Source organism: Cohnella cholangitidis (genome assembly GCF_014107495.1).
Lineage (GTDB): Bacteria > Bacillota > Bacilli > Paenibacillales > Paenibacillaceae > Cohnella > Cohnella cholangitidis.
This window is the reverse complement of record NZ_CP041969.1, coordinates 5,227,883-5,243,632: the sequence shown is the minus strand read 5'-3', so window position 1 is coordinate 5,243,632 and position 15,750 is coordinate 5,227,883. Positions and strand designations below refer to the sequence as shown.

The 15,750-nt window shown below is 51.7% G+C and carries 7 protein-coding genes; 1 reads left to right on the top strand and 6 read right to left on the bottom strand.

Going from position 1 to position 15,750, the window contains the following annotated elements; translation table 11 throughout:
* The first annotated feature begins 10 nt into the window (after window positions 1-10).
* The gene (locus FPL14_RS24120) at window positions 11-358 is read left to right on the top strand and encodes a hypothetical protein (protein ID WP_182304228.1); all 348 of its coding nucleotides are present in this window, start codon (window positions 11-13) and stop codon (window positions 356-358) included.
* 21 nt (window positions 359-379) lie between these two features.
* Here the strand turns inward: FPL14_RS24120 and FPL14_RS24115 are convergent, their stop codons facing one another.
* The 6 genes from FPL14_RS24115 to FPL14_RS24090 all read right to left on the bottom strand — a co-directional run bounded on the left by FPL14_RS24115 (window position 380) and on the right by FPL14_RS24090 (window position 15,741).
* On the bottom strand, window positions 380-1,864 hold the full coding sequence (locus FPL14_RS24115; RefSeq protein WP_182300130.1) for a L,D-transpeptidase: 1,485 nt from the start codon (window positions 1,862-1,864) through the stop codon (window positions 380-382).
* Window positions 1,865-1,980: 116 nt separating this feature from the next.
* The gene (locus FPL14_RS24110; protein ID WP_182300129.1) at window positions 1,981-5,640 is read right to left on the bottom strand and encodes a cadherin-like beta sandwich domain-containing protein; all 3,660 of its coding nucleotides are present in this window, start codon (window positions 5,638-5,640) and stop codon (window positions 1,981-1,983) included.
* Between the two features lie 85 nt (window positions 5,641-5,725).
* Entirely contained in the window at window positions 5,726-9,022 is a 3,297-nt protein-coding gene (locus tag FPL14_RS24105; protein WP_182300128.1) for a cadherin-like beta sandwich domain-containing protein, read from the bottom strand.
* 126 nt (window positions 9,023-9,148) lie between these two features.
* Complete coding sequence (locus FPL14_RS24100) at window positions 9,149-10,726, bottom strand: stalk domain-containing protein (protein WP_182300127.1); 1,578 nt, start codon at window positions 10,724-10,726, stop codon at window positions 9,149-9,151.
* Between the two features lie 35 nt (window positions 10,727-10,761).
* Window positions 10,762-14,058, bottom strand: a complete 3,297-nt coding sequence (locus FPL14_RS24095; protein WP_182300126.1) for a FecR domain-containing protein — start codon at window positions 14,056-14,058, stop codon at window positions 10,762-10,764.
* Between the two features lie 90 nt (window positions 14,059-14,148).
* Window positions 14,149-15,741, bottom strand: coding sequence for a stalk domain-containing protein (locus FPL14_RS24090; RefSeq protein ID WP_182300125.1), 1,593 nt, complete (start codon window positions 15,739-15,741; stop codon window positions 14,149-14,151).
* Window positions 15,742-15,750: the final 9 nt, after the last annotated feature.

The window sequence follows — 15,750 nt, the reverse complement described above, 5'->3', positions numbered from 1 at the left end:
AAGGCAGCCGATGCTGAATAAAGAAAACCTTTCGGGTAACAGTTTAGCCTTTTCCGCGCGAAAAGAAAAGGGCAACATGCCCGTCTGGGCAACAATGAAGCGCCAATCTTGTCTATGCGATGACAATCCTCCCCCCGCTTGTCTGGTATTTCTTGTGGAAAACGATTACAATGTAAAGAGTTCGCGAATCATATTGATAGAGAGGTTGATACTCATGAGCACAGCCAAAAAAAAACCACCCATCACTTCACGCCCTAAACAGAAGGAAACTGTTAATAAAAAGGCGCTTATTTGGATAGGGGTGGCTTTCGGGGTCATCGTAGTGGTCATGGCTTTGTTGCTTGCGTTGGACGTATAACCTTATGTCGATCCTATCTCGTTAACCTAACCAATCATATACTTTGCGGGGGTTTGTCTCGTCCTGCGTGCTCTTCAACCGGAACCTTTCCGGCGGAACGCGCAGTTCGTCAGGCAGACCTCCTTTTGTTATCGTGACCGGGGTTCCCATTGGTACGAGATCGTAAAGCTCTTCGATATCTTCCTTTTTCATTCTAACGCAGCCCAACGATTCGTCTTTCCCCATGCTCTCGGGCTCGTCCGTCCCATGGATTCCATACCGGGTATCCGACAACGTCATTCCTCTGCTGCCGAACACTCCCTTACTGCTTCCGTTCGGATCCTTGACCTTCTCCGAAATCACGAATTTCCCTTCAGGCGTCTTTTCGCCGCCCAATCCGACCTCGTAATTCCGTAAAATCACGTTCCCGCTTACGACGGCTAACCTGTGATTGCTTTTATCCACGATAATCTCGAGCGGCTGCTCCGCGAGCGGGGACAGTTGGCCGGAAGGGGTACCATGCCCCATGTCCGGTCCGGCGTTGTCCGGCCATCCCACGGTTTGCGGGATTTTGCCGTCCTTCTTGTTGTCCAGAGCGGCTTTAAGCTCGTCGAACCATGGCGTCATGTTTTCCGTCCAACCTGCCATCGTATTCGCCGGATAATCCGCGGCCATTGCTTCAGGTGACGCGGGCCATTTGCCCGTGTTCTGACGATAACGAATCATGGCCGAGCGCATCGCGATCTTCTCTTCCTGCAACGGCTTCCAGCCTTGAACCTGCTTTTGGACGTTCTTCGAATCTTCGGGCTTGCAGTTGCACCATTTCGGATCGAACCATTGAATCCCCGCGGTACCCGACTCCTTATCCGTCGTCGCGGAAGCGATCGGCTTGCCGCTCTTTACCCAATCGCTCCATTTGCCTAGCGACGGCGTGTTGATCAGCAATCGCGGTTGCCGCGAAGGGTCCAGCGTCAAGAGCGTCCCCAGCACGTGATGTCCGGTCTCGTCCGGTTCCGCCGCTCCGGCGATTTGATCCGGAGGAACGACGTTAGCGGGCAGCTTAGTCGGTTGGCCTTTGGACCCATTCGTACCCTTCGTTTCGGCTGCTCCCGCAGTCGGAGTAGACGTAACCGCAGCTTCGTAGGTAGGTTCATTCGTGACGGGCGGTTCATCGGAATCCGGCATTAGCTGTTTGAACGCCACGATGGCTCCGCCAATCAACACAATCGGAACCAATAGTCCGATAAGCCACTTCCGCCAGTTTCCCTTTTTCGACGATTTCCCTTCCGGTAATTGCGGGGCCGGCTTCGATTCGAACGCCTCGTAAATTTCCCCCGCTTGGGCGAAGCAATAAGTCGCTTTCGCCGTATCTCCCTTGCCCTCGTATTCCTTGCCAAGCAAATACCAAGCCATTCGGCTGTCCTCGTGCTTAAGAAGGTATTCCTTGAGCGGCAAGGCATCTCCGACATTGGGAACGTTGTCATAGAAGTGCTGGATCTGTTCGTCAATGCGCGACTCTTTGCTCATGCCGTCACCTCTAATCTGCAAAAGTACGTTCGACTTATTATCGGTGTAAACCTCGGTGTACTTTAGTAATAAAGCGCATCAATCCAGTTTATAAACTGAATTGATGCGCTTCAGATTTAGAAGCTATAAATCTCGAGGTAGTGGATGATCGGCGTAGGAGTCGAATCCGTATAAACTTTCATTACGTAGTAGTTGTAGCCGGGAGTCAAGCCTGTAAGCTGTAACGTACCTGATGTATCGCTTATCCAAGGTATTCCGATTAGAGTGCCCGAATCCGCATGCGAAAGATCGTCATTAGCAACACCCGTAAGCTTCTGCACTTCTACGTAATCCGTTGCCGGCGAACCCGAAGCGAATGTAAACTTCATGTCGAGAGCAGCGGTTGGAGAAAGCGTGTTGGCCTTGAAGTACCCATTGTTTGATCCCGATGTTGCAACTAAAGACCAGTGTACGAGCTGATTGCTGCTATTTCGAGAAGTCCATACCGAAAGTCCTTCGGGCATTGGGCGTCTTACATTAAGCTTGTACGTTTTAGTCGTCATTCCGTCCATCGCGGTAACCTGAACGAAAACTTCCGTATACACGGGTGCCGAGCTAAAGGTAAAAAATCCACTCAGATTATTGTATGGATCTTCGTTCACCTTAACCTTCACCGAAGCTCCGGGTACCGAAGTTACCGCAGATATTCGTGTATTCGTAATTTGCGCGGGCAAATCGATATTATATTCCTCTTGCGTTGGATTAAATCCAAATGCTTGGGGCTCAAATATCCATTCCGAACCTGTATAGACTTGTTTCTCGAACACCAAATTGCTTAAATCGGCGTTGGAGTAATTATAGTAAAGATCCAAATTAAACGTCTTTTGCTCCCGATGGGTGATCTCGTCTACGATGATCTCTATCGGCTTTATGCCGTTCGGCACGTCGTAGAAGGAATAGACTCCGGCTCCGTTAGGTGACGTAAACCCTGGAGCGTAAACATATACCTCGTCCAAATTATGGTCGAGCATACGGAACGTAAAGTCGTTGGAGTCTCCGTTGATCGCAACGCCTTTGAACGTAGTTGCGCCCGTTGAGTAAACGGATAGCGTTACCGACGAACTCTCCGAAAGATGCTGTTTAAGCTCGATGGCGCCGAGTTTGATTTCCGGGATGTCTCCGCGTACGACGACGAGTTCGTACTTCACGAGATAATTTTCTTTATCTTTCAATTCCAGAAGATAACGGTTGTACCCCGGAGCGAGAGCCAGGTTGTGGTTGAAAGACCCCGATGCTCCGTCTCCTTCGGCTATAACTCCCATCGCTTCGTCGTACAACTTATAAGAAACGACCGGATAGGAAGAATCGGGATCCCAAGTCATATGGAATTGAGCGGATGCCTCATCGGCGGGAACATCGACATAATAACGGCTCTTCCCATATAGGCCTTCGACTATATTCCAATAGTCGTTTTCCGTACCGTAGCTCAAACTCCAATCCGACAGCATCCCCGGTGCCGTTTTCCTGAAAACAGACAATTCGTACGTATGAACGAACAGTCCGGAGCGATCCGTGACGGATACCGTAAAATCGTTATTCCCAAGCTGCAGACCGAGCTTAAGCTTACCGTCAGTCGGGCTGATCGTCGTCGAGTTCTGATGATCGAAGACGGTTACCGGAACGACCGGACTCATATCGTTAACGTATGGTACGGATATGAACGCCCCCTTGAGCCAATGGTCGGAAACCACTTCATAATGATCTTCCTCAGTCGATGGATCATAGTCGATCGGCGACGGGCTGGGGATATCCATTAATAGTTTAAAAGGTTCCTCCACTTCGAAATTAGGCGTCGCTATTCCGTTCATCAGCCAAAACTCTTGCTGATAGCCTATCGGTTCATCCGATGAATCGTACAACTGTAAAGAGAAATGTTGATATGCCGCATTCTTTAACCCGGTCAGAAGAAGACCGCCGGAGCTATCCGTCGTAATCGTTCTAGGCGTATCCGAGGAATCCACGTAATGAATTTCAGCATAGTCAACCTCGTAGTTCGGATCGAATTCGAAGCTCATGCCCAGATTGCTCAGAGAGGTTAAAGCTTGTCCGCCGTATTGGTTACCGTCTACCTTCTTCCAAGCGACGCCTCCGTCGTTCGTCCATGACAACACACCTTCCATTGTAAGCGGACGAACCAACTTAACCGTGTACTTCTTCGTGGAGGTTCCGTTAGGCGCGACTACGTTCACGACAATTTCGTTATTACCCGTGTAATAGAACGTATAGATGCCGCCGGATGCGGTAAGATCCGATCCGTTCGCTTGAACGGAAGCTATCGTTGCTCCGGACGCGGCAGGAGTCGCAGAAAGCCGAATCATCTTATTCTCGTCAGGTAATTCGAGCGTGTAGCTCGTAACGGCCGGATCGAACCCGATCGGAAGGTCTACCCAGCCTTCGCCCATATCCTTTTTCATCGATAGGGAACCGAGAGTCGCGTTCGATGCGTTCGGATTCGTAGTTGGCGACGTGCTCGGAGAAGGAGAGTTCGTATTCGAAGGGCTAGACTGAGCTCCACCGTCGCCTCCGCCCGATCCTGACTGCGTCGTTCCTTGACCGAGCTTGTTCTTATCTTCGTTAAACCGTTTTTTCTCTTGTTCGGACAGCAGTTTCTCGTATTCCTCAAGCGCTTTTTTGTTTTTCGCTTCAAGCGCTTTGCGCTTCTCCTCTTCCCGTTTTTTGCGTTCTTGATCCAGCTTATCCGCCAGCGCCTTATCCCGGGCTCTTTCTTCCCTTTCCTTCTGTTCCAGCGCGCGTTGCTGCGCTTCCGCTTCTAATCTCCGTTGATCGAGCTGCCGCTGCTTCTCTTCTTCCGACAGCTTGATTTCCTTCTTCGTTAAATCAACCGCGATTCCGGTTTGCGAACGAACTTCGGCCAACAATTGATTGACCCGATCCTGGGTCAGTAATCGGTTGTCCAAGGCTTGGGCAATAATCGCCCCCAGAATATTTTGTACGTTGTTTTTATGACGTTCCTTGTCCGCAGGTTGATCAGCCGCGAATTGATCCAGGTATTCTTTCATTTTCGAATCGTTTTCTTTGATGATTTCTCCTGCTGCTCGCACGATCGCTTGAGCGATAGAAGAGTCGTTCATTTTCATCAATCGTTCTAGATCGACGGACGCGATCGTAATTTCCGGAATTCCTTGCCGGTCATCCGTTACGAACGCATTCTCCGTCGGGTAGACATCGCGAACGTCAGGATTCGTCGGGTCGGTCGTCCGCGCGTTGACGACTCCCGCGACTACGGTCAGATGCGTTCCTCCAGTCAGAGGATTTACGTTCACGAGCAAATGAGTACCCCGAACGCCCATGATTGCCGTCGGCGTCTCCAACGTGAACTCGTCGTCTTTGTTCTCGATCGATTTGACATCGACCCAAGCGGAGCCGTTGAACAAGCTCACTTTGGTCGTCGTGCCTTTCTTATCGGCAAGCTTCGAGAAAGTTAAAGTCGATTTTTCCGATACCGTCATCCGGTCATCTTCGGATGATCCGTTGGCGAATTGCAGCACCGCGGAGCCTCCGACGCCGACCGCCAAAATATCCCCTTCGTTCAGGCTCATTTTGGCGAAGGCCGTAAATTCCTTGGAACCTCCGGCTTTTTTTACCTTGACGCTTCCTTTCATTTCCGCGATCACCGCCACGCGAGACGAAGCAGCCGCGGCCGGACTGCCGAACGCCCCGAGCACGGGGACTGCAGCGAGTATGAAAATGAATAAATGAAGCAGTTTCTTTCGCATCCTTTTTCTTCCCCTCTACTTGTTTATTCGCATGGCAAGCCGACGCTCTTAGGCAGAGCGCCAGCTGACAACGCGAGTTGAACGCTTAAGCCCGGAATAAATTCACGACATAACAGACTTCTCTTCCGGTTAAGCGCGATTGAACGACGATCTCCAAGCTGGTTGTTCCCGGGACGAGATCAACCGCAAATTCCCCATCGATCGACGGAATCGAAGCCCCCGTGCCGACGCGAACTCTCTTAATCTCCCCGTTAACGATATCCGCCAATTGAACGGACATGGATACGGCTGTCGCCGTAGGATCTATCGAATCCGAAACGAAGGTTAGGTTCCACGGTTCCGATGGCGACTTCCTGGACATGCTGATATTCCTGTCCTGATCGTCTAGAGCCGCTATGGAATCAATGACCAGTTCGTTAGGAACCCCGCCGACAAAAACGGTCAAAGGATAGAGCTTAGGCGCCAATCGATGGGTAGGGTCGTATAACCGAATCTCGTAATCGTTCTGCGATCCGGTTGCGAGGATGCCGAGAACCTTGCTGACGCCGCCCGTTATTTCTTCCGTCCCGCGGAATACTTTGACGTCTTCCTCTTCGACGTCGAAGAAATCCAGATAACGGATTTGATCTACCTGGCCCGGGGGGATAACGACGGAGAATCCGCCAACCGTTGGCATTACCGGAACGCCGTCGACTTTTAAGTTACCTGAAATGAGATTTTCCCAATCGGGAGATCCGACAACGAAAACTAGCTCGTATTCTTCATAGACGCCCTCGACGGTCATTTTCAGCAGATAGCGATAATAACCGGCATCGTTAAAAGTAAACTCCTTGAACTGATCCGTGCGCGACAACGGCATGTCGGTACCCGATTGTACGTCGGTCAAGGTTGCGCTCACTGTTTTGTCGGCGTCCGAGTTCACGATGATCGTGAATTTCGTTACCCCTATAGGAACATTGACGAAATATCGATATTTTCCGCTTGCATCTAAATCTGTAATGTTCGTCCAAAGATCGGTCGTCGAATCGGATTTGGCGATCGCCCACCCGTTTACGCCTTCGGGATCGTTAAAACGGATCAATCGCCACTGATATGTGCCTGAATAGTAACCCGTCTTATCGACGACCGGAACGCGTACCGTGTTCTCGCCATAACTCAGAGGGATCACCCCGTCCGGTTCGATGGCTTGCCCGTTAACGGTAATTGCCTCCGTCAACGCTTGGATTCCCGCCGCGCCGACGGCCTCCGTAAACCGAACTTTTCTTACGTTCGCGTTTACCGTCATAATCGATTGTCCCGGATCTTGATATCCGATGATATGATGATGGGCTTCGACCCGGTTCACGGTGAACGGTCTGGCAATCGTGCTCCAATCCGGAGCCGCCGTGTTGTTATGAAACCACAGCGTCAACGTGTTTCCTACCGTGGCGTCGCCGGCATCGAAAGCTGTAAGTTCAACCTTGTATAACCCGTTAGCCAATCCGCCGATCGGCTTCGCTTGTCCGCTTGCTGTCCACGATAATAACTGTTCCGCGGAGTTAGGATCGATGATTTTCGCTTCGACTCGCTCGATGATCGCTTCGTTATAATCCAATTGCATATTGAATCCCGAAATCGTCGTCGCTACGCCCGTGTTATAGGCATTAGAATCCAACGGGCTAGCATTCCATGCGAGCTCCGACCCGTCGAGCAAAGTCGTCTTCCAATTCAGGAGAGGGACGCTTGTGCTCCTTGCGATGTCGAACCGATAAGTTTTCTTCGTCGTCGAGTCCTGCGCCGTGACCACGATTTCGATCGCGTTAGTTCCGGTTACGAGCGGAACGGAGACGCTCCCGGTTACGCTATCCAGCGACTGTCCGTTGATCTTTACCGTCGCGTGCGTTTCCTTCACCGTCGGCTTGACGGTAAGAGAGACGATGTCGGCCTCGACCGATACCGAATAACTGTAAACATCCGCTTGAAATGACGGAGCGTATAGCACGTTGATAGGCATGGCGTCAGGTTTGGACAAAGGGTCGAAATGACCTTGAATCGCGACGGCGCTCAATCTGGCGTCGTTCGCCGGAACTTCACCGCTTGGCGACGGAGATGGAGATTGCGATGAGCTGGAGCTTGGACTAGGGCTTGGGCTTGAACTCGCCCCGCCGCCCCCGCCGCCGCCGCCCGTTCCGTTTCCGGTAGAAGTGTTTTGTCCGGCTTCGCGCGCCTTGCGTTGTTCCTCGAAGCGTTGTTTCTCCGCTTGGGAAAGCTGCTTCTCGTATTCCTCGAGAGCCCGCTTCCTCTTCTCCGCCAAGGAATCGTTATTTTCCTTTTCTTGTTTATCCCGATTGTTCTTTAATCGTTGCTGCAGCAGGGCGTCTTGATCGCGTACCGCCTTCTCTTGGTCTTTCAAGGCTTTGGCGCGATCATGCGCTTCTTGATCCTTACGATTCTGAAGCTGTTGCCGGGCCTTTTCATCGTCGCTCAAGAGAAGCGCGCTATTCTCCAGATCAAGATTTTTTCCGGTGGCCGCTTTCACTTGCCGAAGAAGCTCCTCGGTGCGCACTGGATTGATGATCTTGTTCTGAACGGCCAAAGCGAGAATCGCTCCGACCAGATTCTGAACGTTCGATTCCTCATTCTGCCGATAAGCGCCGCCAACGGCTTCGCGGTATGCGTTCCTTTTCTCGACGTTCTCTTGTGCGATCTCGGATGCGGCTCCTGCGATCGCTTCGATAATCGTCTTGTCGCTTTGGCTGAACAACAATTCCAGATCGACTTGCGCGATCGTAATTTCCGATCCGCCTTTCGGTTGCTTCGTGACCAAAGCCTTTTTCGTCGGAATGACTTCCTGCGTCCGCGGATCGTTCGAATCCGTCGTCTGCGCGGACACTACGCCTGCGGCAACGGTGAGTCGCGTCGCTCCGGAGACCGGATCTACGCTGACGAGGAGATGCGTGCCCCGTACGCCCATGATCGAAGTTGGCGTTTCCAAAGTGAATTTGTCGTCTTCGTTCTCTATCGATTTGACATCGGCCCATACAGAGCCGTTGAACAGGCTGACTTTCGTCGTCGTGCCGTTCTTGTTCGACAGCTTGGAAAAAGTCAACTTCGAGTTCGAAGCGACGGTCATCCGATCGTCCTCCGACGTCCCGTTAGAGAATTGGAGTACGGCCGAACTATCGCTTCCGACCGCAAGAACATCCCCTTCATTTAAGCTCATCTTGGCAAAAGCCGTGAATTCCTTGGAACCACCGGCTTTATTGACTTTCACCGAGCCTTTCATTTCCTTGATAACCGCCACGCGCGAAGATGCAGCCGATGCTTCCTTCCCGTATGAACCTAGCATGGGCAAAGCGACGAGTACGAAAATGAGCAATCGAATCATGGATTTACGCATCATTTTTCTTCCTCTCTGCTTCTAGTTTGAGTTTCTGTACCGTTTTTTGGCATGCCTCAAGCTGACGCTCCTGCGCGGAGCGCCAGAATGACAGGTAATTGTTGTAAACCGCCTTAGCGGGTTTGCGAATTAAAATACTTTGCTGCGAATGACTACGAGTTGAGACGAGGCATCCCACTGGATGTCCAGATCGCTCTCCGACGCGAAGAAACGAACCGGCACGAACAGGCGATTATTTACGGTAACCGTCTTGGCATTAAGCGTTAACGTCTCGCTCTTGCCCGCAACGGATTTGGTTACGGCATTCGTTCCGTTACCGATCTTGTAAACGATGTCTCCCTTAGCGAGTACCGAGTTGCCTGTGGCCTTATCGTAGCTAACCTCGTATCCAAGGGCATTCCCTACGTCACGGAGCGGCAAGAGTACCGCATTCGCTTTCACCTGAGCCGGAACTTCCGTCGGAACGAGCTTGCCGTTGTACAACACGGATACGGATTGGCCCGCAGGGAGCGAAGCCGGTTTGGCGTACTTCTGCAGCACCCGTACTTTGTTGCCGAACTCGTCCACGATGACGAGACGTCCATCGCTAAGCACGGTTACGTCCGTCGGGTGATTGAATTGCGCGGAAGCAACCAATCCGTTGTTTTTGCCGAATTCGGTCGGGATCCCAGCCAACGTGGACACCTTGCCGTCCTTAACGATGCGGATCGCGTGGTTCAAACTATCCGCGATGATCACGGAACCGTCTTCCGTTACCGTCAGTCCTTCCGGAGCGTTAAAGCGGGATTGAGCCGCAGTCCCGTCTACGAAGTCTCCTTCCACGTAAGAGGCTTGCTTGCCCAGCGCGCCCCCGCCCGCGACGGTTGAAACTTTGCCGGAGGCGAAATCGATGTACCGGATCCGTTGATTGCCCCTATCGCTAACATACAAGTTTCCTTTGCTATCCAAAGCTAAGCCGCTAGGCTCGTTAAATTTCGCGGACGCGATCGCGCCGTCCGAATAATCTCCCGCCGTCTCGACCGCTCCCGGAAAATACTCCGTGATCCGGGTAGACGGAGCCGTCAGAGTGGTCACCGTACCGTTCGCCGCGATTTTCCGAATGACGTGATTAAGCGTGTCCGCCACGTACACGTTGCCTTGCCGGTCGACCGCAACGTCGGACGGCTCGTAGAAAGCCGCGTTGGCGCCGACGCCATCGGCGGATCCTATGCTGCCGTTCCCCGCGAGCGTCGACACTTTGCCGTCTTTCGAAATTTTGCGAATGGCATTGTTTTTCGTATCCGCCACGTATACGTTGCCTTGACTATCGAGCGCAAGCCCCGAAGGCAATTCGAATGCCGCTTTCGCAAGCTCCGCATCGTTATAGCCGCCATAAGGCAAGTTCGCTTCGTCTTCTCCTAGATCGAGTCCCGCATAACCCGAGACGCGATCGACGGATACCGCCCGAATCAAATGGTTGGAAGAATCCGAGACGAGCAGCTTTCCGTCCGGCAACGCGACAGCCGATCTAGGATGGTAAAAGGTCGCCTCGCTAAGCGTTCCGTTAACGTGACCCAATTCGGATTGTCCCGTCCAGGTTCTGACCTCGTATAGTTTCGTAGATTTCGTCCAACTCGTATCCGATGCCGCGAATGCGGCGACGGGGCTAGATAACGCTACTATTAATCCGATGGACCCGGAAATCAAAGATTTCATATTCGCTTTCATAGTAAACTCCTTCGTATCAAATGATGGGATGAAAGTTAGACATAGCTCAGATTAAACGTAAGGGTATAGCTTATCCGGTTTCCGGAAGCATCTTCTACCGTAAAGGATATGCTCCTCGTCGTTCCGGCAAACAAGCCATAGATGGTGTAGCTCTGGGACGGTTCGTCATAAGACGCCGATAAATTGCCATTCGGGATAAATCCGACTATCCTTGCTCCGGGTGGAAGCTGCGGCTTAAACCCGATGCTGGTACTGTATCCCGACACCGACACGCTGTAATCGAATTTGTTCGGCGTCGGCGCAATCACATTCACGCCGCCGGAGTATATAAAATCGCTATTGGTTATCGTTACCGGTACCGGAGACACCCGGTAATAAATCGTAACGGGATAAATCAAATACTCGTCATGATCAGTTGGGTCATAGGCCTTAATGTTCACGTGATAGACGCCCGGCGCCGGAAAACTCATCGTCATATAGGGACCGCTAATCGTAACTCCCGATTCCAATGGAATGACGGAAACGTCCCCCACATAGGCTAAGATTTTCATCGTGATCGGATCGGTAGAATAGGTAGCCGAAACGACGGAGAAACCCTGGGAGTAATTCTCGAGCGATTCATCGGTCAACGTATTGGTCGTCTCTAGCATCGTGGATTCGCCTTGAGAGAATCTCAAAGTACTTTCATCCAACGGTTCTAATCCGCCCTTGATGATCAACAACTCCGCCAGCGCGACGGAACCGTTCATCAGTTTGAGAGAGTAGCCTCCGTTTCCGCTTAAGTTCACGCTATGACTGCTGCCCGTTATCGGGTAAGTCCCCGATGCATCCGTTAACGACAAGGAATACCCGGCTGCTACGGTAAAATCCAAATCTACTCTGGAGACGTCGCCTACCTCGACGAAATATCTCTTCAAAGTCCCCGGAGGCTGATTGACTGCCAACTCCCAGCGATGACTATGTTCGCTGGAATCCATTACGGACCAGTCTTCGATTCCTTGAGGCAAATCGTACTTATCTACGGTTAAGTTGTAGCTCTGTTCTAATCCTGAAGCATTTTTCAACACGATCTCAAATTCATTGTTGCCTTCTTGAAGTGGAAGATCGAGAACTCCGTTTAACGCGTAGATGAACTCGTCGGTAGAATAATTGTAAGCTTCGGAAGGAGCGATGATCGAACCTTCGGCTTTCGTAATCCGCAAGGAGCTAACCGTTCCGTCTACCCTAGCGTAAAATCTATTTGGATCATAGTCTTCCTCGTAGGACACGCTACCGTCATTGATCAGGAAAGGCTTCTCCGGATATTCGTAATCCAGATCTTCGTCGATGACCCAGATCATGTAGCCGTCGCCTTTCGGAGACCCTGCCGCATCCTGCAGCTGCACTTCGAACAAATCTACGTCGCTCGCAATATCGAGAATTTTATTCTTGCCGTTCAAGATAGTCTCGGTGGCCGTCTCGACGGTCGGTATCAAATCGCCGTTTCGAATGTCCACGTTATACTTCGTATGCTTAACGACCGCTTTCGCGATGCCGGGTTCGAAAGTCCAATTCACCTTTAATTGCGAGCTATTGGAAGGTACTAGGTAACCGAACGTATTTCCAATGCTGACAAGCCATTCAAAGGAATTCCATTCAGAGCCTATTCCATAGCTTTGCGTCCATGAGGCAATCCCCTCAGGCGTCGAATCTTTCGCGATCGTTACGTAGTAGTACTTAGTAATGGTCCCGTCGATTCTGGCTTCGATCTTGATTTCCGTCCTATTCATTTGAAGCGGTACAAGATAACCCGTTTCATCCGAATAGGCGTCCCAGTACCCCTCATATCCGTCGTAAATTTTGACGTTCTTTACTTCGATGTTTTCGGCTAATCGTTCCGTTACGATCGCATACACGCCGTTCACCGGTACTTCTATCTGATAGTCCATTTGATCAGGATCGAAAACAAGCGCATGATTCCACTTCAAGCCTGCGTTAGCGTCGAAATAATAATATTTCAGTCCGTCGAACGGAGGCTCCGAAGGCTGCTCCGTCGGAGTTTCGCTTGGCGTTCCGCTCGGCGTCTGCGTAGGCGGGTTCGTAACGGTTCCTCCACCTCCACCGCCGCCTCCGCTACTGCCTGTATTTGTGGCGCTAGGACTAGCCGTTTGGTCTTGGCGCTCCTTCTCCCGTTTGTTTTTGTCGTCTTCGAATTTCTTCTTCTCTAGTTCGGACAACTGCTTCTCGTACTCTTCTAGCGCTTTCTTTCTCGCGTCCTCTAGAGACTTCGCCTTGTCTTTTTGTTGCTGTTCGCGTTTCTCCTTCAGCTTCTTCTGAAGCTCTTCTTCCCGATCTCGCGATTCCTTTTCTTTCTTCTTCTTATCGGCCGCTTTGTCGGACGCTTCTTTTTCTTTTTTCTTTTGGTTTTCCTGCTTCGCTTTTTCTTCGTTCGAGATTTCCAGTTTTTTATTGCTCAGATCGATTTCCACGCCCGAATTGGCTTTCACTTCGGCCAGCAGCTCGTTAATCCGGTTCTGGTCGATCGCTTTCGACTCTAGCGCGGACGCGATGATTGCCCCAACGATGCCCGTCAGGTTTTTCTTGAAGTACTCCGAACCGTCCGCCGGATACGAGTTCATCTTAGCGATATTCTCTTGCGTGATCTCTCCGGCGGCTTTAACGATCGCTTCGATAATCGACCTTTCGCTTTGCTTCATCAACAGATCAAGATCGACTTGAGCGATCGTGATTTCCGAATCGTTGCCGTCTTTCGTGATCAAGGCTTTCTTGGTCGGTATGACCTCTTCCGTCTGAGGGTTGTTCTCGTCCGTCGTTTGCGTCGTTACGACGCCTGCGGCAACCGTTAACCTCGTGGCGCCGGATACCGGATCGACGCTGACGAGCAAATGGGTTCCTCGAACGCCCATGATCGCGGTCGGCGTCTCCAACGTAAACTCGTCGTCCTTGTTCTCTATCGATTTGACGTCGACCCAAGCCGAACCGTTAAAGAGGCTGACTTTCGTCGTCGTCCCCTTTTTGTTAGACAGCTTGGAGAAGGTTAACGTCGAGTTCGCGGCAACGGTCATTGAATCGTCTTCGGATGTCCCGTTGGCAAACTGCAGAACCGCGGATGCGCCGCTGCCGACCGACAGCACGTCTCCTTCGTTCAGGCTCATCTTGGCGAAGGCCGTGAACTCTTTGGAGCCCCCGGCTTTCTTCACTTTTACCGATCCTTTTAATTCCTTTATGACCGCCACCCGCGACGATGCCGCGGACGCCGGTTTCGCGAACGCGCCGAACAAAGGCAACACGGCTAGCGCGAAAACGATGATGGCGACTAAACTTTTGCGCATATGGATCCTCCCTATCTATCCTACTAATCTCTTATAAAAACTGACGCTTCTTGAAGAAGCGCCAGCCAAGTCTTCGTGAGCTCAAGCCAATCAGAATATCGGATCGCGAATGACGACGATCTTCGCTTCCGAATCCCACTGAATATCCAGTCCGCTCTCCGATGCAAAGAATCGAACGGGAAGGAATAGGCGGTTGTTCGCTTCGATTGCCGGAGCATTCAAAGTTAACGTCTGTTTCGAACCGTTTACCGTTTTCGTGACCGTGCTTGCTCCGCTGACGATCGTATAAACGACGCCGTTCTTCGACAAGATCGCCGCGCCGGTTTTCTTATCGAATTCGACTTCATAACCTAGGGCGTTACCAACGCTTCGCACCGGAAGCATAACCGCGCTTGCCTTCGCTTGAGCCGGGACTTCCGTACGGACAAGCGATCCGTTAAGAATAACTGTGATCGATTGGTCGGCCGGAATCGCGGCAGGTTTGGCGTATTTCTGCAAAATACGAATCTTGTTTCCGAGCTCGTCGGCAATGGCCAGACGCCCGTCCGCGAGAAGGGCAACATCCGTTGGATGGTTCAATCGAGCCGATCCGATCACGCCGTCAGCGGTGCCGTATTCTGCCGGAACACCCGCTACTGTAGTCACTTGGCCGTCTTTAATCATTCGAATCGCATGATTTTCGCTATCGGCAACTAGCAGCGATCCATCGCTAGTCAACGCCAAGCCTTCAGGCCCGTTGAATCTAGCGTTTGCTGCTACTCCGTCTTGAAAATCCCCTACTATATAAGAAGCGTTTTGAGCATAGATCGAAGTTCCGGGAGCAGGTTGATTGCCGCCGGCAATAGTCGATACGGTGCCTTTGGCGAAGTCGAAATATCGGATTCTCTGATTCCCGCGGTCGCTTACATAGAGATTGTCTTTCGCGTCTACGACGAGCCCGCTTGGCTCATTGAATTTGGCTTTGGCAATCGCACCGTCCGCATAGTCGCCCACGAAATCCGCGCTGCCGGGAGAATCCTCGATTACTCTCTCAGATAGCGCCGTTAGCGTGCTTACGACGCCATCCGATGACACTTTGCGGATCGTATGGTTCAACGTATCGGCGACGTAAACCGTTCCTTTGGAATCTACGGCGACGTCGGACGGAGAATGGAATGACGCTTCTTTTCCCGTTGCGTCTTTGCTTCCCATTACCCCGTTACCCGCAAGCGTCGTTACCTTGCCGTCCTTCGATATTTTACGAATCGCATGGTTGCCCGAATCCGCCACGTAGATATTGCCTTGGGCATCCGTGGCCAACCCGGCCGGACGATTGAAGGCGGCTTGCGCCTTCGCATCGTCGTTATATGCCCCGATGAACGTATTGGGTTCGGACTGACCGACGATCAGACCGCCGTAAGTCGACACTTTGTCCGTCGAAACCTCGCGCAGCAGATGATTGTCCCGATCCGCGACCAACAGCTTTCCGTCCGGAAGAACCACTACGGAACGCGGATGAAATAACGTAGCGGATTTCAAAGTTCCGTCCGTATGTCCCCATTGGGGCTGTCCCGTCCAAGTACGAACTTCATAGAGCTTGGTAGATTTCGTCCAGCCCGTATCCGGCGCGGCAAGCGCGACGGATGGGAGGGCTAGGGACAGGCCTAGCGTAAGAAGACTTAACGTGCTAAGTTGTTTTTTCATTTAAAATCT

Bases quoted from the DNA above. Each gene is read 5' to 3' on its own strand.
- FPL14_RS24115 (WP_182300130.1), bottom strand. From the start codon at position 1,864: ATGAGCAAAGAGTCGCGCATTGACGAACAGATCCAGCACTTCTATGAC.
- FPL14_RS24100 (WP_182300127.1), bottom strand. From the start codon at position 10,726: ATGAAAGCGAATATGAAATCTTTGATTTCCGGGTCCATCGGATTAATA.
- FPL14_RS24095 (WP_182300126.1), bottom strand. From the start codon at position 14,058: ATGCGCAAAAGTTTAGTCGCCATCATCGTTTTCGCGCTAGCCGTGTTG.
- FPL14_RS24120 (WP_182304228.1), top strand. From the start codon at position 11: ATGCTGAATAAAGAAAACCTTTCGGGTAACAGTTTAGCCTTTTCCGCG.
- FPL14_RS24110 (WP_182300129.1), bottom strand. From the start codon at position 5,640: ATGCGAAAGAAACTGCTTCATTTATTCATTTTCATACTCGCTGCAGTC.
- FPL14_RS24090 (WP_182300125.1), bottom strand. From the start codon at position 15,741: ATGAAAAAACAACTTAGCACGTTAAGTCTTCTTACGCTAGGCCTGTCC.
- FPL14_RS24105 (WP_182300128.1), bottom strand. From the start codon at position 9,022: ATGATGCGTAAATCCATGATTCGATTGCTCATTTTCGTACTCGTCGCT.